The sequence below is a fragment of the Variovorax sp. W1I1 genome (assembly GCF_030815625.1).
Taxonomy (GTDB): Bacteria; Pseudomonadota; Gammaproteobacteria; order Burkholderiales; family Burkholderiaceae_C; genus Variovorax; species Variovorax paradoxus_C.
The window spans coordinates 686,325-704,808 of the sequence record NZ_JAUSWZ010000001.1 but is presented as its reverse complement, the minus strand read 5'-3'; the positions used below and the strand labels follow the sequence as shown (position 1 = coordinate 704,808).

Annotated in this window: 21 protein-coding genes; 13 read left to right on the top strand and 8 right to left on the bottom strand. The window is 66.7% G+C overall.

The genetic code is table 11. The features are described from left to right. Window positions 1-36 precede the first annotated feature (36 nt). The 7 genes from QFZ83_RS03485 to QFZ83_RS03455 all read left to right on the top strand — a co-directional run bounded on the left by QFZ83_RS03485 (window position 37) and on the right by QFZ83_RS03455 (window position 5,614). Complete coding sequence (locus QFZ83_RS03485) at window positions 37-243, top strand: DUF3460 family protein (RefSeq protein ID WP_013543127.1); 207 nt, start codon at window positions 37-39, stop codon at window positions 241-243. Window positions 244-314: 71 nt separating this feature from the next. Next, the gene (locus QFZ83_RS03480; RefSeq protein WP_307502662.1) at window positions 315-1,154 is read left to right on the top strand and encodes a ScpA family protein; all 840 of its coding nucleotides are present in this window, start codon (window positions 315-317) and stop codon (window positions 1,152-1,154) included. A 37-nt stretch (window positions 1,155-1,191) separates the two neighbouring features. After that, the gene (gene nadB, locus QFZ83_RS03475; RefSeq protein WP_307502659.1) at window positions 1,192-2,763 is read left to right on the top strand and encodes an L-aspartate oxidase; all 1,572 of its coding nucleotides are present in this window, start codon (window positions 1,192-1,194) and stop codon (window positions 2,761-2,763) included. 73 nt (window positions 2,764-2,836) lie between these two features. Continuing rightward, entirely contained in the window at window positions 2,837-3,733 is an 897-nt protein-coding gene (gene panB, locus QFZ83_RS03470; protein ID WP_307502657.1) for a 3-methyl-2-oxobutanoate hydroxymethyltransferase, read from the top strand. A gap of 21 nt (window positions 3,734-3,754) precedes the next feature. Next, the gene (gene panC, locus QFZ83_RS03465) at window positions 3,755-4,603 is read left to right on the top strand and encodes a pantoate--beta-alanine ligase (RefSeq protein WP_307502654.1); all 849 of its coding nucleotides are present in this window, start codon (window positions 3,755-3,757) and stop codon (window positions 4,601-4,603) included. Next, the gene (queE, locus tag QFZ83_RS03460; protein WP_257861671.1) at window positions 4,600-5,238 is read left to right on the top strand and encodes a 7-carboxy-7-deazaguanine synthase; all 639 of its coding nucleotides are present in this window, start codon (window positions 4,600-4,602) and stop codon (window positions 5,236-5,238) included. The genes panC and queE overlap by 4 nt, the downstream gene beginning before the upstream one ends. A 13-nt stretch (window positions 5,239-5,251) precedes the next feature. Further along, complete coding sequence (locus QFZ83_RS03455) at window positions 5,252-5,614, top strand: 6-carboxytetrahydropterin synthase (RefSeq protein WP_013543133.1); 363 nt, start codon at window positions 5,252-5,254, stop codon at window positions 5,612-5,614. 125 nt (window positions 5,615-5,739) lie between these two features. Here the strand turns inward: QFZ83_RS03455 and nadA are convergent, their stop codons facing one another. The 6 genes from nadA to QFZ83_RS03425 form a co-directional block, all read right to left on the bottom strand. Beyond that, complete coding sequence (gene nadA / locus QFZ83_RS03450) at window positions 5,740-6,858, bottom strand: quinolinate synthase NadA (protein WP_307502647.1); 1,119 nt, start codon at window positions 6,856-6,858, stop codon at window positions 5,740-5,742. Between the two features lie 7 nt (window positions 6,859-6,865). Continuing rightward, window positions 6,866-7,744, bottom strand: coding sequence for a carboxylating nicotinate-nucleotide diphosphorylase (gene nadC, locus QFZ83_RS03445; protein WP_307502644.1), 879 nt, complete (start codon window positions 7,742-7,744; stop codon window positions 6,866-6,868). Window positions 7,745-7,766: 22 nt separating this feature from the next. Beyond that, window positions 7,767-8,801 carry an NAD(P)H-dependent glycerol-3-phosphate dehydrogenase gene (locus tag QFZ83_RS03440; RefSeq protein ID WP_307502640.1) on the bottom strand — a complete coding sequence of 345 codons (1,035 nt, stop codon included), beginning with the start codon at window positions 8,799-8,801 and terminating at the stop codon, window positions 7,767-7,769. A 25-nt stretch (window positions 8,802-8,826) separates the two neighbouring features. Continuing rightward, window positions 8,827-9,291 (bottom strand): protein-export chaperone SecB, encoded by a 465-nt coding sequence (gene secB / locus QFZ83_RS03435; RefSeq protein ID WP_013543137.1) that lies wholly within the window; start codon window positions 9,289-9,291, stop codon window positions 8,827-8,829. Between the two features lie 118 nt (window positions 9,292-9,409). After that, a complete protein-coding gene (grxC, locus tag QFZ83_RS03430; RefSeq protein ID WP_013543138.1) occupies window positions 9,410-9,670 on the bottom strand; it encodes a glutaredoxin 3 in 261 nt (86 codons plus the stop codon). A 21-nt stretch (window positions 9,671-9,691) separates the two neighbouring features. Continuing rightward, entirely contained in the window at window positions 9,692-10,075 is a 384-nt protein-coding gene (locus tag QFZ83_RS03425) for a rhodanese-like domain-containing protein (protein ID WP_218104659.1), read from the bottom strand. A gap of 105 nt (window positions 10,076-10,180) precedes the next feature. Here QFZ83_RS03425 and gpmA point away from each other — a divergent pair, with 105 nt between their 5' ends. The 3 genes from gpmA (at window position 10,181) to QFZ83_RS03410 (ending at window position 13,317) form a co-directional block, all read left to right on the top strand. Next, on the top strand, window positions 10,181-10,924 hold the full coding sequence (gene gpmA / locus QFZ83_RS03420) for a 2,3-diphosphoglycerate-dependent phosphoglycerate mutase (protein WP_013543140.1): 744 nt from the start codon (window positions 10,181-10,183) through the stop codon (window positions 10,922-10,924). Window positions 10,925-11,030: 106 nt separating this feature from the next. Then, the gene (locus QFZ83_RS03415; protein WP_041943962.1) at window positions 11,031-12,473 is read left to right on the top strand and encodes a S41 family peptidase; all 1,443 of its coding nucleotides are present in this window, start codon (window positions 11,031-11,033) and stop codon (window positions 12,471-12,473) included. 76 nt (window positions 12,474-12,549) lie between these two features. After that, a complete protein-coding gene (locus QFZ83_RS03410; RefSeq protein WP_013543142.1) occupies window positions 12,550-13,317 on the top strand; it encodes a molybdopterin-synthase adenylyltransferase MoeB in 768 nt (255 codons plus the stop codon). A 4-nt stretch (window positions 13,318-13,321) separates the two neighbouring features. Here the strand turns inward: QFZ83_RS03410 and QFZ83_RS03405 are convergent, their stop codons facing one another. Further along, the gene (locus QFZ83_RS03405; protein WP_307502636.1) at window positions 13,322-15,334 is read right to left on the bottom strand and encodes an AsmA family protein; all 2,013 of its coding nucleotides are present in this window, start codon (window positions 15,332-15,334) and stop codon (window positions 13,322-13,324) included. A 238-nt stretch (window positions 15,335-15,572) separates the two neighbouring features. Here QFZ83_RS03405 and QFZ83_RS03400 point away from each other — a divergent pair, with 238 nt between their 5' ends. Then, window positions 15,573-15,968, top strand: coding sequence for a response regulator (locus QFZ83_RS03400; RefSeq protein ID WP_013543144.1), 396 nt, complete (start codon window positions 15,573-15,575; stop codon window positions 15,966-15,968). A gap of 22 nt (window positions 15,969-15,990) precedes the next feature. On the opposite strand, the gene QFZ83_RS03395 is transcribed toward QFZ83_RS03400, so the two are convergent. Continuing rightward, window positions 15,991-16,623, bottom strand: a complete 633-nt coding sequence (locus tag QFZ83_RS03395; RefSeq protein ID WP_007837167.1) for a response regulator transcription factor — start codon at window positions 16,621-16,623, stop codon at window positions 15,991-15,993. Between the two features lie 130 nt (window positions 16,624-16,753). On the opposite strand from QFZ83_RS03395, the gene QFZ83_RS03390 reads away from it, so the two are divergent. Together QFZ83_RS03390 and QFZ83_RS03385 are read left to right on the top strand one after the other, a co-directional pair. Next, window positions 16,754-18,073: a CHASE3 domain-containing protein gene (locus QFZ83_RS03390; RefSeq protein WP_041943025.1), complete on the top strand. Its 1,320-nt coding sequence runs from the start codon at window positions 16,754-16,756 to the stop codon at window positions 18,071-18,073. Window positions 18,074-18,270: 197 nt separating this feature from the next. Then, window positions 18,271-18,435, top strand: a complete 165-nt coding sequence (locus QFZ83_RS03385) for a DUF1328 domain-containing protein (RefSeq protein WP_013543146.1) — start codon at window positions 18,271-18,273, stop codon at window positions 18,433-18,435. The last annotated feature ends 49 nt before the right edge of the window (window positions 18,436-18,484 follow it).

Below are 18,484 nucleotides of genomic sequence, written 5' to 3'. Positions count from 1 at the left end.
GTCCCCGGTAAAATTCAGGCTACAAAGGTCCAGTCTATGTCCATCTTCCGCCGCCCCCACTACTCTTCCGAGATCACCAATTTCATCGAGGAGATGAAAGAAAAGAAGCCGACGCTGGAAGCCGAACAGCGCGCCGGCCGCGCCCTCCTCTGGGACAAGCACCTCGACCGCAGCCTGCTCGAGGAGTACAGCGAAGCCCGCGTGCCGATGCAGCCGTACGTCTACCAGACCCAATCCAAGTAAATGGTGCCGGTTCGGCATCCAGCCCTCGTCCGCATTGCGCTGGCAGCTATTGAATTGATAGCGATCGCCCGATGAGCAGAAGAGACGAGGACAACGACACGCCGGTGATGGCCATGCCCGAGGTGGTCGACCAGGTCGCGCTCGCCAGGCTCTATGGCGAGCCGCTGTTCGCGATGCCGAAGGACCTGTACATCCCGCCCGAGGCGCTGCAGGTCTTTCTCGAAGCCTTCGAAGGTCCACTCGACCTGCTGCTTTACCTGATCCGGAAGCAGAACTTCAACATCCTCGACATCCCGATGGCGGGCCTCACGCGGCAGTACCTGAGCTACGTCGACGAGATCCGCCAGACGAACCTCGAACTCGCGGCCGAGTATTTGCTGATGGCCGCGATGCTGATCGAGATCAAGTCGCGCATGCTGCTGCCGCCCAAGAAGGTAGCCGACGGCGAAGAGGCCGAAGACCCGCGCGCCGAGCTCGTGCGCCGCCTGCTCGAGTACGAGCAGACCAAGCTGCAGGCCGCCGCCATCAGCGCGATGCCGACCTACGGGCGCGACTTCTGGAAGGGGCAGGTCTACATCGAGCAATCGCTCAAGCCGCGCTTTCCGGATGTGAACGTGATTGACCTGCGCGATGCGTGGGCCGACATCATGAAGCGCGCCAAGCTCGTGCAGCACCACAAGATCTCGCGGGAAGAACTCAACGTGCGCGAGCACATGAGCATCGTGCTGCGCCACCTGCAGGGGCAGCGCTTCGTGGAGTTCGAGAAACTTTTTGACGTGTCGCGCGGCGCGCCCGTGCTGATCGTCACCTTCATCGCGATGCTCGAGCTCGCGAAGGAAACGCTGATCGACATCACGCAGGCCGAAGCCTTCGCGCCGATCTACGTTCGCCTGGCGTATTCGCCGGCCTGACCCCCGCCCCGCCGCACTTACCACCGAGGATCCCGCCGTGCTCGATTTCGACGTACTCATCGTCGGCAGCGGCCTCGCAGGCCTTTCCGCCGCGCTGCACCTGGCGCCCACGCACCGCGTGGCCGTGCTCACCAAGCGCGCGCTGAACGACGGCTCCAGCGCCTGGGCGCAGGGCGGCATCGCCGCGGTGCTGGCCGCGGGCGACAGCTTCGATGCGCATGTGGAAGACACGCTGGTCGCCGGCGCGGGCCTGTGCGATCCCGAAGCGACGCGCTTCGTCGTCGAACACGCGCCCGAAGCCATCGGCTGGCTGCGCGAGCTGGGCGTGCCGTTCTCGGAAGAACGCGGCGACTTGCACCTGACGCGCGAAGGCGGCCACAGCCAGCGCCGCATCGTTCATGTGACCGACGCCACCGGCGCGGCCGTGCAGCAGGTGCTGATCGAGCGGGTGCGCCGCACGCCGAACATCACGCTCTTCGAGCACCACACGCTGGTCGACCTGGTCACCGGCACCAAGCTCGGACTGAAAGACCCGGCCTGCGTCGGCCTCTACGCGCTGGACGACGCCACCGACGAGGTGCTCGCCTTCCGCGCGCCGCACACCATCCTGGCGACGGGCGGCGCGGGCAAGGTCTACCTCTACACGACCAACCCCGACACCGCCACGGGCGACGGCATTGCCGCGGCATGGCGCGCAAGTTGCCGGGTGTCGAACATGGAGTTCATCCAGTTCCACCCGACGTGCCTCTACCACCCGCATGCCAAGTCGTTCCTGATCAGCGAGGCAGTGCGCGGTGAAGGCGGTTTGTTGAAGTTGCCCGATGGAACGCGCTTCATGCCCAAGCACGACGAGCGCGCCGAACTCGCCCCCCGCGACGTGGTGGCCCGCGCCATCGACTTCGAGATGAAGAAGCACGGGCTCGATTGCGTGTACCTCGACATCTCGCACCAGCCCGCCGCGTTCCTGAAAGAGCATTTCCCCAACATCCTCGCGCGCTGCGCGGAGCTGGGCATCGACATCACGCGCGAGCCCATTCCCGTGGTGCCGGCCGCGCACTACACCTGCGGCGGCGTGCTCAGCGACCTGGCCGGCCGCACCGACGTGCCGGGCCTCTACGCCATCGGCGAGACGGCCTGCACGGGCCTGCACGGCGCCAACCGCCTCGCCAGCAACTCGCTCGTCGAGTGCATGGTGTTCGCGCGCGCCGCGGCGGGCGCCATCGCCGGTGCGCCCGCGCACGACAGCGCCGACCTCCCCGCGTGGGACGAGAGCCGCGTCACCGATGCCGACGAAGCCGTCGTCATCTCGCACAACTGGGACGAGCTGCGCCGCTTCATGTGGGACTACGTGGGCATCGTGCGCACCAACAAGCGCCTGGAGCGCGCGAGCCATCGCATCGCGCTGCTGCAGGCCGAGATCCAGGAGTTCTATGCGAACTTCCATGTCACGCGCGACCTGCTGGAGTTGCGCAACCTGGTCCAGGTGGCCGAGCTGATCGTGCGGTCGGCCCAGGCCCGCCACGAGAGCCGCGGGCTGCATTTCAGCCGCGACTATCCTTCGCTCGCCGAACCGACGGCCCCCACCGTGCTGGTGCCGCGGACGGACTGACGACCCACCCACCTCGCGTTTTTCTTCACTCAAGGATGCCCGGCCACCGACGCCCGCAGGGAGAAACCCAACCATGTCGAACAGCACCACCACCCCATCGCCAGAAACCACGTCCGCCTCGCCCTACGGGACGCTGCCCCCGGCCTCGACGCCCGCCTCGCGCAAGCCCGTGAGCCTGCCGCGGCTGGCGGACATGCATGCGCGCGGCGAAAAGATCTCGATGCTCACCGCCTACGACGCCACCTTCGCGGCCATGGCCGATGCGGCGGGCGTCGATTGCCTGCTGGTCGGCGATTCGCTCGGCATGGTCTGCCAGGGCCTGAACAGCACCGTGGGCGTGAGCCTGGAGACCATGCGCTATCACACCGACAGCGTCTCGCGGGGCCTGCGCCGCGTGCAGGGCACGGCCTGGCTGATCGCCGACCTCCCCTTCGGCAGCTACCAGGAATCCCGCGAGCAGGCGCTGCGCAGCGCGACGGTGCTGATGCAGGCGGGTGCGCACATGGTCAAGCTCGAAGGCGGCGGCTGGACGACCGAGACGGTGCGCTTTCTGGTCGAGCGCGGCATTCCGGTGTGCGCGCACCTGGGCCTCACGCCGCAGACCGTGCATGCGCTCGGCGGCTACCGCGTGCAGGGCAAGGGCGATGCGGGCGCGCTGCTCAAGCAACACGCGCATGCGCTGCAGGATGCGGGCGCCACGATGCTGGTGCTCGAGATGGTGCCGGCCGCGCTGGCCGCCGAACTCACCGCCGAGCTGAAGCACTGCGCCACCATCGGCATCGGCGCGGGCAAGGCCACCGCCGGCCAGGTGCTGGTGTTGCACGACATGCTGGGCATCAACCTCGGGAAGATGCCGAAGTTCGTGCGCAACTTCATGGCCGACGCGCCGGGCGTTCTGCCCGCGCTCAAGGCCTACGTGCAGGCCGTCAAGGACGGCAGCTTTCCCGACGATCAACTCCACGCCTGGTAAAGAAAAAAGGGGACCGACTCCATGTACATCGCACACACCATCGCCGCACTGCGCGACCACCTTTCGGCTTTCAAGCGCCCCGCGTTCGTTCCGACCATGGGCAACCTGCACGACGGCCACATCGCGCTCATCACGCAGGCCAAGCCGCTCGGTGACGTGACGGTCGCGAGCATCTTCGTCAACCGGCTGCAGTTCCTGCCGCACGAAGACTTCGACACCTACCCGCGCACCTGGGAGAGCGATTGCGCCAAGCTGCGCGACGCCGGTTGCGACGTGCTGTTCGCGCCCGACGAGAAAGCGCTCTACCCCGAACCGCAGACCTGCAAGGTGCATCCCGATCCGGCGCTGGCGGACCTCCTCGAAGGGCATTTCCGCCCTGGCTTCTTCATCGGCGTGTGCACCGTAGTGATGAAGCTCTTCACCTGCGTGCAGCCGCGCGTGGCCGTGTTCGGCAAGAAGGACTACCAGCAGCTGATGATGATCCGGCACATGGTGCGGCAGTTCGCGCTGCCGATCGAGATCGTGGGCAGCGAGACCTTTCGCGCCGACGATGGGCTCGCGTTGTCGTCGCGCAACGGCTACCTGAGCGAGACCGAGCGCGCGGAGGCGGTGCAGTTGTCGAAGGCGCTGAAGGCGATGGCCGCCGCAGTGCAATCGGGCGAACGCGACTTGGCCGCGATCGAAGCGAAGGCCATGCAGACGCTGGTGCAGCGCGGCTGGCAACCCGATTACCTGGTGCTGCGTCGGCGCACCGACCTGCAGGCGCCCTCCTTCGGTCTGCACGGCGAACCGCTGGTGGCGCTGGCCGCGGCGCGGCTGGGCAGCACGCGACTGATCGACAACCTCGAAATCGAGGCGCCGGCCGCATGACCTACAGCGTCAAGGAAATCTTCTACACGCTGCAAGGCGAAGGCGGCCAGGCGGGCATGCCGGCCGTGTTCTGCCGCTTCGCCGGCTGCAACCTCTGGACGGGCCGCGAGGAAGACCGCGCGAGTGCCGTCTGCCGTTTCTGCGACACCGATTTCGTCGGCACCGACGGCACGCTGGGCGGCAAGTTCAAGACCGCCGACCAGCTCGCCGACACCATCGCCGCGCAGTGGCCGGCCAACGACGCCGAGCACCGGCTGGTCGTGCTGACCGGCGGCGAGCCTTTACTGCAGGTGGACGCGGCGCTGGTCGATGCGCTGCATGCGCGGCGCTTTCGCATCGCAGTCGAGAGCAACGGCACGGTCGCGGCGCCCGAAGGCATCGACTGGCTCTGCATCAGCCCCAAGGCCGGCGCGCCGTGGGTGCAGCAGCGCGGGCAGGAGCTCAAGCTGGTGTGGCCGCAGACCGCGTTCGATCTCGACACGATGGCGCGCACCGGCGAATTCACGCACCGCTTCCTGCAACCGATGGACGGCCCCGACCGCTTGGCCAACACCGAACTCTGCATTGCCGAATGCATGCGCCAGCCCGCCTGGCGCCTCAGCGTGCAGACCCACAAGATCACCGGAATCCGATAGCCGGCCGCCTTTTATGCGCTTCACCATCAGTCAACGCTTTTTCTTCGACGCCGCTCATACGCTCAAACGCGAGATCGAAGTGGAAGGCAGCCGCCGTATCCACGGCCATACGTACCACGCCGAAGTCTGGCTTGCTGGGGAACGCGATCCCGTCACGGGCATGGTGATCGATCTCGGATTGCTGAGGCGGCGGCTCGAAGACGTGCGTGAGCTGCTCGACCATCACCTGCTGGACGATGTGGCGGGGCTGCACCCGCCGACGCTGGAAAACCTCTGCCTGTTCATTGCGGATGCGTTGCCGGAGTTCCGGGCATCGCTTGCGCGGGTGCGCGTATGGCGCGAGGCGCTGGGCGATAGCTGCACGCTGGAGTTCTAGGGTCTTGCTCCCTCTCCCCTTGGGGAGAGGGTTGGGGTGAGGGTCAGCAGCGATCGACGCCGCGCGATGTTGAGAGGCCCCACCCTCACCCTAGCCCTCTCCCCAAGGGGAGAGGGAACAAGACTTCAGGCGGCGCCGATGCCGGCGATCAAGCTGCCGGGCGCTTGGCCGTTCTTCAGGCCGGCGGTGAACGCCAGCATCCGGTCGATCGGCAGCCGCGCACGCAGGCCCAGCGTCGGGTCGACATGGATTTCTCCAGCGCCCGTTTCCAGCGCATTCGCCAGTTCGGCGAGCCCGTTCATCGCCATCCAAGGGCAATGCGCGCAGCTCTTGCACGTGCCGCCGTTGCCGGCCGTGGGCGCCTCGATGAAGGTCTTGCCGGGGTTCAGCGTGCGCAACTTGTGCAGCATGCCGGTGTCCGTCGCGACGATGAATTCCTTCGCGTCCATGCGCTGCGCCGCATTCAGGATCGCCGAGGTCGAACCCACCGCATCCGCCAGCGCGATCACATCGGCCGGCGACTCCGGATGCACCAGCACCTTCGCTGCCGGATGCTCCTTGATGAGCAGTTCGAGCTCCAGCGCCTTGAACTCGTCGTGCACGATGCAGGCGCCGTTCCAGCTCACCATGTCCGCGCCGGTCTGGCGCTGGATGTAGTCGCCCAGGTGGCGGTCCGGTCCCCAGAGAATCTTGCGCCCCTGCGCGTGCAACGCGCTCACCACGTCGAGCGCGCAGCTCGAGGTGACCAGCCAGTCGGCGCGCGCCTTCACGGCCGCGCTGGTGTTGGCGTAGACGACCACGGTGCGGTCGGGATGCTGGTTGCAGAAGGCGCTGAATTCGTCGACCGGGCAGCCCAGGTCGAGCGAGCAGTTCGCGTCGAGATCAGGCATCAGCACGCGCTTTTCGGGCGAGAGGATCTTGGAGGTCTCGCCCATGAAGCGCACGCCCGACACCACCAGCGTGGTGGCGGCGTGGTCGCGGCCGAAGCGCGCCATCTCGAGCGAATCGCTCACGATGCCACCGGTTTCCTCGGCCAGGTCCTGCAGGTCGGGATGCACGTAGAAGTGCGACACCATCACCGCGTTGCGCTCGCGCAGCAGGCGGCGGATGCGCTCCTTCAGCGCGACGCGCTGGTCCGCCGAGAGCTCGGCGGGCACGCGTGCCCAGGCGTGGCGGGTGTCGCATGCGGCACCCGCCTTCGCGGCGGGTTGCTCGTAGTCGACGTCAATGACCGGGGACGACATGGGCAGATCAGCTTTCCTGGAAACGCATCGAGAAATCGATGGCTTTGACATCCTTGGTCAACGCGCCGACCGAGATGCGGTCGACACCGGTCTCGGCCAGGGCGCGCAGGCCGTCGAGCGTGACGCCGCCCGAAATCTCCAGCACGGCCTTGCCGTCGGCGCCCGCCTCGTCGTTGATGCGGACGGCCTCGCGCAGCGTGGGCAGGTCCATGTTGTCGAGCAGCACCATGCGCGCTCCGGCGCCGAGCGCCTCGCGCAGCTGGGCCAGCGTTTCGACTTCGACTTCGACGAAAGCAGCCCGCGAGGCCACCGGCGCCACCGCACGCAACGCGGCAGCGACACCGCCGGCCGCGGCGATGTGGTTTTCCTTGATGAGCACCGCGTCGTAGAGGCCGATGCGGTGGTTGAGGCCCCCGCCGGTGCGCACGGCGTACTTCTGCGCGAGGCGCAGGCCAGGCAAGGTCTTGCGGGTGTCGACGATGCGGGCCCGCGTGCCCTCGATGGCATCGGCGTACAGCGCGGTCTTGGTGGCGACGGCGCTCAGCAGCTGCAGGAAGTTGAGCGAGGTGCGCTCGGCCGTCAGCAGCGCGCGAGCGGTGCCTTCGATTTCCAGCACGGTCTGGTCGGCCGCGCAGCGTTGGCCTTCGGTGCAGAGCCAGGTGATGCGGGCCTCGGGGTCGAGCTGCCTGATCGTCGCCTCGACCCAGGGCGCGCCACACACCACGGCGGCTTCGCGCGCCAGCACGCGGGCGCGCGCCTTGCGGGCGGGATCGACCAGCGAGGCGGTGAGGTCGCCGTCGGCGACGTCTTCCTGCAAAGCGCGCGTGGCGTCGGACAGGGCCAGCGCGGCCACGGCCGACGCTGAAAAATCGAAGCGAAGGCTCATGGCTCTTTGTCTCTGCGTTTTTTTAAGAGGATTGACGAGGGGAAGCCGCGGCGCCGGGCTGGACCGATTCGGGCACCGGGTGGCGGCCAGTGAGCGCGGCGACAGCGTCCTGTGGACTCACGCGGCCGTCGAGCAGAGCGACCACACCTTCGGCGATGGGCATCTCGATGCCCAGGCCGCGTGCGCGCTGCACCACGGTGCGCGCGCAGTACACGCCTTCGGCCACGTGGCCCAGCGAATCGACCGCCTGCGCGAGCGTGCGGCCCTGGGCCAGCAGCAGGCCGACCTTGCGGTTGCGCGACAGGTCGCCGGTGGAAGTGAGCACGAGGTCGCCGAGGCCCGAGAGGCCCATGAAGGTTTCGGCGCGGGCGCCGAGCGCGAGGCCGAAGCGGGTCATTTCGGCGAGGCCGCGCGTGATGAGCGCCGCGCGGGCGTTGAGTCCGAGCGCGAGGCCGTCGCACAGGCCCGTGGCGATGGCGAGCACGTTCTTGACCGCGCCGCCGACCTCGACGCCCACGATGTCCTCGTTGGCGTAGACGCGCAGCGCCGGTCCGTGGAAGGCATCGACGAGCGCGTCACGCACCGCGGCGTGCGGGCTGGCGGCGACCAGCGCGGTCGGGCGGCCTTCGGCGACTTCCTGCGCGAAGCTCGGGCCGCTGAGGACGCCAGCTATCAAATCGGGAGCAGCCTGCGCCCATATTTCGTGGGCGAGCAAGCCAAAAGACGTGGCATCGCGCGCGGGCTCGACGCCCTTGCACAGCCAGGCGACCGGAACGGTGCAGCCGCGCAGCGCGACGAGTTGTTCACGCAGGGCGGCCATCGGCGTTGCCACGATGACGAGGTCGGCGCCGGCATGCGCCTGGCCGATATCACCCGCCCGCACCGCGAGCGAGGCCGGCAGCGCCAGCCCCGGCAGGTAGCGGGTGTTCTCGCGCGCCTTCGAGATGGCATCGGCCTGGGCGGCATCGCGCGCCCAGAGCGTGACCTCGTGGCGGGCAGCGGCATTGACGGCCACTGCCGTGCCCCAGGCACCGGCGCCATGAACGCAGATCTTCATCGGCGTTGGCGGCGTTGTGCCGTGTTTACTGCGCGAGGGTCGGCGCAGGTTGGCCGGCGGCCTGTGCCTGCTGCTGCTCGTACATCGCCTGGAAGTTGATTTCGGCCAGGTGCACGGGCGGGAAGCCGCCGCGCTGGATCACGTCGGCCACGTTGCCGCGCAGGTACGGGTAGACGATTTGCGGGCAGGCGATGCCCAGGATGGCGCCCATCTGGTCTTCGGGCAGGTTGCGGATCTCGAAGATGCCGGCTTGCTTGGCTTCGACCAGGAACACGGTCTTGTCCTGGATCTTGGTCTGCACGGTGGCTGACACGGTGATCTCGAAGATGCCTTCGGCCACGGGCTGGGCGTCCACGCCGAGCTGGATGTCGACGGTGGGTTGTTCCTGCTCCAGCAGGATCGCGGGCGAATTGGGTTGCTCGAGCGACAGGTCCTTGAGGTAGACGCGCTGGATCTGGAAGATGGGATCTTGGGCTTGCTGGTCGGCCATGGCTGAACTTTCGAGGATCAAAACAATGCCCGCCGGGGAGAGGTTCCCGCAGCGGGCTGCAGATGGATGAGCAGGCGATTATCGCCCGCCCGCAAGACGACTTTGGCTACGCCCTGTTTCAGGCTGACTGGAGCAGCGGAACGAGGCCGCCGCGGCTGTCCAGGGCCATCAGGTCGTCGCAGCCGCCCACGTGGGTGTCGCCGATGAAGATCTGCGGCACCGTGCGGCGCTGGGTGATCTCCATCATGGTGTTGCGGGCCTCCGGGTCGGTGTCGATGCGGATCTCTTCGATCTGCTCGACGCCCTTGGACTTGAGGATCTGCTTCGCGCGAATGCAGTAGGGGCAGACGGCGGTGGTGTACATCTTGACGGCTTGCATACGCTCTATCTCAGGGAAGTTTCAGGCCTTTTCAACAGGCAGATTAGCTTCTTTCCAGGCCTTGAGCCCGCCGGCCACCGCTTGGGCCTGCTCGTAACCGAGTTTCTTGGCCATGGCCACGGCGCGCTGGGCGCGGGCGCCGGTAGCGCACACCAGAAGCAGCGGCACGTTCTTGTTCTTGACCGTGCTGGCCAGCTTCTCGTCGAGCTGGTTCAGGGGCACGTTCTTGGCGCCGATCATGTGGCCCGTGGCGAATTCTTCGGGTTCGCGCACGTCGACCAGCACGGCGCGCTCGCGGTTGATGAGCTGCACGGCCCCCTGGGCCGTGAGCGTTCCGCCGCCAGAACCCCGGATCAGCGGCCAGGCCAGCATGCCGCCCGAGCTGAGTGCGATCAGGATCAGCATCCAGTTCGCGGTGACGAATTCGATCAATTTCACGGGGGTTCCTTGGATGGCAAACCCGGGATTTTAGAATGCTGGTTTTCCCAAGCGCATCCAAAGGCCTCCGACATGCACAAACTGGTACTGATCCGCCACGGCGAATCGACCTGGAATCTCGAAAACCGCTTCACCGGTTGGACCGACGTCGACCTGACCGAGACCGGCGTGGAGCAGGCCAAGCAGGCCGGCCGGCTGCTCAAGGCCGAGGGCTACGACTTCGACGTGGCCTACACCAGCGTCTTGAAGCGTGCCACCCGCACGCTCTGGCACACGCTCGACGAACTCGACCGCACCTGGCTGCCGGTGGTGCATTCCTGGCGTCTGAACGAGCGCCACTACGGCGGCCTGCAGGGCCTGAACAAGGCCGAAACCGCCAAGAAGTACGGCGACGAGCAGGTGCTGGTCTGGCGCCGCAGCTACAGCACCCCGCCGCCGCCGCTGGAAGCGGACGATCCGCGCAGCGAACGCAGCGACGTGCGCTACGCCAAGCTCTCGCCCGAGCAGATTCCGCTGACCGAGTGCCTGAAGGACACGGTCGCACGCGTGCTGCCGTTCTGGAACGAATCGATGGCGCCGGCCATCCGCACCGGGCGCCGCCTGGTCGTGGCGGCCCACGGCAACTCGATCCGGGCGCTGGTGAAGTACCTGGACGGCATCTCGGACGACGCCATCGTCGGGCTGAACATCCCGAACGGCATTCCGCTGGTCTACGAACTGGACGACGACTTGAAGCCCCTGCGCCACTACTACCTCGGCGATGCAGCCGCTGCCGAAAAGGCCGCGGCCGCGGTGGCTTCGCAAGGCAAGGGCTGAAAAGAAAACCCCCGCGTGCCGGTCCCCCCGTGGAACCCCGGCAAACAAATTGCTTCCAAGCTGTGTATATTGGTTCGACAGCCGCCGACAAGGACAACCACTCATGATGGGCCAGAAACTGAAGATCACCGGCTGGGTCGCCGCCGGCGCCGTAGCTGGCGTCCTGACCACCGTCTCCCTGCAGACGGTCGCACGCGGATCGCTTGCGCCGCTCCCGCTCGAGGAATTGCAGCAGCTCGCCGCCGTGTTCGGCATGGTCAAGAGTGACTATGTCGAGCCGGTCGACGAAAAGAAGCTCATTTCCGACGCCATTTCCGGCATGGTCGCCGGGCTCGATCCGCATTCCCAGTACTTCGACAAGAAGTCCTTCAAGGAATTCAGGGAAGGCACGACCGGCCGCTTCGTCGGCGTCGGCATCGAGATCTCCCAGGAAGATGGCCTCATCAAGGTGGTCTCGCCCATCGAAGGCTCGCCGGCCTTCCGTGCGGGCTTGAAGCCCAACGACCTGATCACCAAGATCGACGACACCGCCGTGCGCGGCCTCTCGCTCAACGAGGCGGTCAAGCGCATGCGCGGCGAGGCCAACACCAAGGTGCTGCTCACCATCTTCCGCAAGGACGAGAGCCGCACCTTCCCGGTCACGATCACGCGCGAAGAAATCCGTACCCAGTCGGTGCGCGGCAAGATCATGGAGCCGGGCTACGGGTGGATCCGCCTGTCGCAGTTCCAGGAACGCACCGTCGACGACTTCGTGAAGAAGGTCGAAGACCTGTACAAGGAAGAGCCGAACCTCAAGGGCCTGGTGCTTGACCTGCGCAACGACCCGGGCGGCCTGCTCGACGCGGCGGTGGCGGTGTCTTCGGCCTTCCTGCCCGAGAACGTGACGGTGGTGACCACCGACGGCCAGCTGGCCGAGAGCAAGTCGGTCTACAAGGCGGCGCCCGAGTTCTACCAGCGCCGCTCCGGCAGCGACCCGCTGCGCAACCTGCCCGCCGCCCTGAAGAACGTGCCGCTGGTGGTGCTGGTCAACGAAGGCTCGGCCTCCGCGAGCGAAATCGTGGCCGGAGCCCTGCAGGACCACAAGCGTGCGATCGTCATGGGCAGCCAGACCTTCGGCAAGGGCTCGGTGCAGACCGTGCGCCCGCTCGGCCCGGACACCGGTCTCAAGATCACCACGGCGCGCTACTACACGCCGAGCGGCACCTCGATCCAGGCCAAGGGCATCGTGCCCAACGTGCTGGTCGACGAAAGCGCCGAAGGCAGCCCGTTCGCGGCCCTTCGCATGCGCGAGGCCGATCTCGAGAAGCACCTGGCCAGCGGCCAGGGCCCCGAGACCAAGGACCCGGAACGCGAAAAGGCCCGCGATGAAGCCCGCAAGCGCCTCGAGGAAGAAGCCAAGAAGCCGCCGCAGGACCGCAAGACGCCCGAGTTCGGCACCGACAAGGACTTCCCGCTGGTGCAGGCGCTCAACCGCCTCAAGGGCCAGCCTGTGCTCGTGAGCAAGACACAGGTCATCGTGGAAAACAAGGACGAAAAGAAGGAAAACTGAAGCCGGTGAACGGACCGCACGCAAGGTGCGGTTCGACCCGGCGGCGGCTTCTTCATTTGCGAAGACCCGGGCGCGCATGGACGATCACGACCTGCTGCGCTATTCGCGGCACATTCTTCTGGAAGAGTTCGGCATCGACGGCCAGGCGCGCGTCAGTGCCGGCCGCGCATTGGTCATCGGTGCCGGTGGATTGGGTTCTCCGGTGGCGCTCTACCTGGCGGCAGCCGGCGTCGGCCACATCACGCTGGTGGACGACGACGAAGTCGACCTCACCAACCTCCAGCGCCAGGTTGCTCACACCAACGCCCGCGTGGGCAGCCCCAAGGTCGAGTCCGCCGCACAGGCGATGCGCGACATCAACCCCGACATCGCCATCGAGACCCACGCCCTGCGCGCCGATGAGGCCCTGCTGTCACGCCTCGTTGCGGCGGCCGACGTGGTGGTCGATTGCTGCGACAACTTCGCGACCCGCCATGCCGTGAATCGCGCCTGCGTGACGCACGGCAAGCCATTGGTGGCAGGCGCTGCCATCCGCTTCGATGGCCAGTTGAGCGTGTACGACACGCGCGATGCGGCCTCCCCCTGCTACGCCTGCCTCTTCCCGCCCGATGCGGCCTTCGAGGAAACGCGTTGCGCGGTACTGGGTGTGTTCGGTCCCGTCGTCGGGACCATCGGCACGCTGCAGGCCAGCGAAGCCTTGAAGATGCTCGCGGGCATCGGCCCATCGCTCGCGGGCAAGCTGTTGATGTTCGACGGGCGCAGCACCAGCTTCGACACCCTGCGCGTGGCGCGCGATCCGCACTGCAGCGTCTGCGCGCAGCGCGCCGCCGCCCCGTTCCTTTAAAGACTCAAGGCTGCTTTGCGCCCTTGGCCCGGGCTGCACCCTGAGCCGCGGCACCAGCGGTGGGCTTGTTGGCGCCCGCCACCACATCCTTGCAATCGGCATCCTGGCCCGGCCCGGTCTCGATGGTCGCGGCCAGCGCCAGCAGCGGATTGACGGCGCCCAGCGCGAGCGCGGCCAGCCCGCGTCCGGCCAGCGGACCCACCGCGACGCCACCCGAGGGATCGCCGAACGTGCCGCGGACCACCAGCGGCGTGCGCAGCGAAAGGATGTTCTTCGACTTGGGCTCCGGGTGCACCTCGAAGTTCAGCGTCTCGTTCGCGAGGCTGGCCTGCCCGGTGGCGGTGAACAAGGCATTCGTCGTGTCCACCACGAGCGTGCGGCCCGTCATCAGCCCCTTGTTCACGTCGAACGCCACGGCCGCGCATCGCAACTCGACATTGCGATCGCCACGCAGCAGGAACTTGATGATGTCCCCGCCCACCAGCGTTGCGAACACCGGCAGCAGGTTGCCGAACTGTCCGCGCCCCGCCAGCACCGCCACATCGCCCGACGAGCCGCCGAGCCACGTGGCCACCGAGTTGCCGGAGCCCGAAAGATTGAGCCGTCCGTCTATCCGCCCGACGCTGTTGCCCGTGGTTTCCAGCTTGGGGAACAGGCGCGCGAGCTGCATGCCGCGCAGGTCGAGCGAGGCGCGGATGTCCGCCGGATTCTTCGCCGCGTCGATGCGGATCGCGCCGGCCAGCTTGCCGCCGCCCACGCCCAGGTCGAGCGGATCGAGCGTCAGCACGCCGTCTTTGAGCTTCACCTGCACGCTGCCGCGGTCGAGGGGAATCTCGCGCACGTTCTGGATGCGGTCGGCCGTGTATTTGACGTCGGCGTTCATGGCGCGCAGGCGCTCGAAATCCAGTGGTGCCGTCGGCAGCACCTTGGCGCCGGCCGGGCGCCTGACCTGCGTGATGCTCGGCGGCGGCGCCACGCCTTCGACCGCGGTGGCCGATCGCGACGTAGGCGGCAGGCCGATGAGCGGGCCGAGGTCGTCCATGTCCATCACCTTCGAGCGCAGGTCGCCGGCCAGGTAGGGCACCTGGGTGGCCTGGTCGAAGCGCATGTCGCCGGCGATGTCGGACAGGCCCAGCTTGCCCTTGAGCCCGGCCACCTGCCAGAGCGTGCCGCGCTTGCTGAGGTCGCCGCTCAGCGCGTAGGGCGAGGTTTGCGGCAGCGCGATGCCCAGCAGCGGGAACAGCGCGCCCAACGTCTGGCCCTTGAGCTGGAACTTGGCGTCGACGCCGTCGAGGCTCGCCAGTTCGGCCACGGTGCCGGACGCCTTGAGCTTGGTCTGGCCCGCCGCCGCGTTGATCTCGAGCGGAAACGGCGGCGCGCCGGCCGCGTTGATCTGCAGCACGTTGCCCGTGCGGCCGTCGGCCGTCAGCGGCTGGCCCTTGTAGCGGCCCTTGATGCGGTAGCTGAGAGGCATCGCCCCCAGGCTCGTGTCGTATTTGACGTCGGCGTGCAGGTCGACGCCCAGGTGCTTGGCGAGGAAATCGATGGCCCCGCTGTCGATCTGCATGAGGCCGATGCTCGGCACCGTGCCGCCGTCGGAGGTGTCCTTGCCGAACGCCCAGGTGCGGCGCCCGTCCTGCTCCATCTGCAGCCCGAGCGTGGGCGAGAAGAGCGCGAGGCGCGGAATGACGATCTTGCTGGTGACCAGCGGCCAGATCCGGATGTCGAACTCGGCGCGGTCCGCTTTCACGAGATAGGGGTCGCGCGCCCACGAAGGGTTGGCGAATTCGATGCCGTCGAATTTCACCGTGGCGGCGCGCCAGCCAAGATCGACATCGAGCCGCCGGGTGATCTCGAACTTGCGCCCGGTCTTCTCGCTCACGTAGCGGTTGACCGGCTCACGCAGCACGTCCCACGGAAAGAACATGAGGACAAGCAGCAAGGCGACGAACAGCAGCACGAGCGAAGCCAGCAGTTTTTGCCACAGCGGGCGAGTGCGAAGGATGTTCGTAGCCATATCGTCTGAATAACCTTCCTGCGTCGATCGCCGGGTCGGCAACGAACCGCAACAACCGTGCGGTATTGCCTACGGGCAACGCACCGCCAACGACCTCGTCGGAACACGCCTACAACGCCCGGTCCATGAACCCTGCATGATGCGCTTCGGCGGAGCCTCAAGCTCCTCTGCAGGCATTCCCGTCAGCGGGACGATGCTAGGGATGCATCCGCCAACGTGAGAGGAAGCGCGGCTCGGCATGGACTCCAGATTGCAGACATACGTCGTCGAAGACAACCTCACGATCCGTGAAAACCTCATTGGCACTCTGGAAGAACTCACCTGCACCACGGTCGTCGGATTCGCCGAGACCGAAGATCGCGCGCGTGCCTGGCTGCTCGGCGCCGGCAACGAGTGGGACCTTGCCATCGTCGATCTTTTCCTCAAGCAGGGAAGCGGGCTGGGGGTTCTGCAGGCCTGCCAGTCACGCAAGCCGACCCAGAAGGTGGTCGTGCTCAGCAATTACGCGACACCCGACATCCGGCGGCGCTGCGCCGAATTCGGTGTGGACGCGGTGTTCGACAAATCGAATGAAATCGACGCGCTGGTCGATTTCTGCATCGAGCAGGCGAAGGCGTTGCGCGCTTCGCCTTGAAACGAGCCCGAGGCCTGGAAGCTCAGTCGATGAGCTTGTTCTTCAGCGCGTAGTACGTGAGGTCGCTGTTGGAGGAGAGATTCATCTTCTCCATCAAGCGCGTGCGGTAGGTGCTCACCGTCTTCACCGACAGCGACAGCGTCTTGGCGATGTCGCCTGCGGTCTCGCCCTTGGCCAGCTTCAGGAACACCTGGAACTCGCGCTCCGAGAGCTGTTCGTGCGGCGCGGCGTCGTCCTTGCGGTCGAGCTGGCGCGCGAGCAGTTCGGCCACGGCGGGCGTGATGTAGCGGCGGCCCAGCGAGATGGTGCGGATGGCGTTCACGATCTCGATCGGATCGCATTCCTTGTTCAGGTAGCCGCTCGCGCCCTGACGGATCAGGTTCATCGCGTAATGTTCTTCGGGGTAGCCGCTCAGGATCAGGATGCCGACATCCGGCGCCTTGGCGCGGATCATGGCGAGGGCGTCGATGCCGCTCTGCCCGGGCATGGAGAGATCCATCACCAGCACGTCGAGTTCGGTGGTGCGTACGAGTTCGATGGCTTCGCGCCCGCTGGCCGCTTCGCCCGCCACGCGCAGGTCCACGTGCTCGGAGAAGAACTGCCGGAGTCCAGACCGCACGATGGCGTGGTCGTCCACAATTCCAATTTTGATCATCTGTTACTTTCGTCGTTGTGTTGCGCGCATCTCGGCCGCAACATGCCGGTCCCTGAATGTTGTCAATTATTGACGAACTTGCGTTGAACATAGCTTTGAAAGTTTCATGCACTGGCTAGCCCCTCCAAGAATGGCCTTGAGCCTGCTGCTCGCGGCGCTGGCCGCGCTGGCCCTCGTCGGTATCAACGAGGCCGGATTTCGCCAGTCCACCCGCGCCCTGGCGGACATCGACGAGGCGCAGAAGGGGCGCAGCGTGGTCAACCAGATCCTGCAGAACATGCTGGACGCCGAAACCGGCCAGCGGGGCTATCTGCTGACAGGCGAAGCCAGCTACCGGCAGCCCTACGACACGGCGATCAAGGAGGTCGACGGCAATCTCGCGACCCTGCGGCAGCTGTACGCCGAACGGCCGGCCGAAACGGCCCAGATCGCCGAACTCTCGAAGCACGTGCTGCGCAAAGTCGCCGAAATGGACATGAGCGTGCGGCTGCGCCAGGACGGCAAGGAAGACGCCTGGAAATTCGTCATCACGACCGATGTGGGGCGGGAGGAAATGGAGGCCATCCGCGCCACCGCGCTCCAGCTGGTCAAGGTGAGCAACAAGACCCTGCACGACGGCCAGACGCAAGTGCTGCGGTCGCTGCAGCTCGCGCGCATCGGCACGGCCGTGGTGGCGCTCGCGGCGCTGATCGCCTTCTTTCTCTACCTTCGGCAGACGCACGCCCTGCGCTCCATCGGCGAGCGCCAGCAGGAAGCCCTGCAGCGCGAGCGCAACGCGCTCGAAGACGAGGTGCGCGAGCGCACCGCCTCGCTGGCCGAGCTGGCCACCCACCTGCAGGACGTGCGGGAAACCGAGCGCGGGTATCTCGCGCGCGAGCTGCACGACGAGCTCGGCTCGCTGCTCACCGCCGCCAAGCTGGACGTCGCGCGGCTCAAGTCGCGCCTGGCGGAGTCGCCCGACGCCACCACGCGCCTGCAGCATCTGACCGAACTGCTCAACAGCGGCATCGCGCTCAAGCGGCGGATCATCGAAGACCTGCGACCCTCGTCGCTGTCGAACCTCGGGCTGGTCGCGTCGCTGGAGATCCTGGGGCGCGAGTTCGCCGAGCGCTCGGGGCTGCAGGTCGAGATGGCGCTGGAGCCGGTGACGCTGGACGAATCGCGCCAGCTCACGATCTACCGCATGGTGCAGGAGAGCCTGACCAACATCGGCAAGTACGCCGAGGCCGGCGAAGCGACGATCGTGATGAAGAACTACGAGAACCACGTGATCGTGGAGGTCTCGGACAACGGCAAGGGCTTCGACACGCAGCGCATGCGCCCGTCCACGCACGGGCTGGCGGGCATGCGCCACCGGGTGGAAGCGGCGCGCGGCAAGCTCACGATTTCGTCGACGCCCGGCCGGGGCACGCGCCTGAGCGCGATGCTACCCGTGGTCAAGCCGGCCTGAGCGCGATCCGCAGAACGGCATTGCGTCACACCCCGGCGCGGGCGGACTCGGTCGTCTCCTACGCTCCCCGCCCCCGGTCGCTGACAGGGTGCCGAAGAGGCCCCACTTAAGGTTGCTCCTGTGCCATCCGATGCTTCCCATGAAGACCGGATGCGCCGTTCTCAAAAACAACGAGGGAAGCCTCGAAGGAGTTCCACATGTTGCATTACGCCGTGGTGTTTCTGGTCATCGCACTCATTGCCGCATTGTTCGGCTTTGGTGGGATTGCAGCCAGTGCAGTCGGGATCGCCAAGATTCTTTTCGTGATCTTCGCCGTGCTCGCCATCGCGAGCTTCCTGGCTGGCTTGCTACGACGCAAGTAGCGTAGTTACGATCAACAGGCTCCCGCATTTCATCTCCCCGGAAAGGACT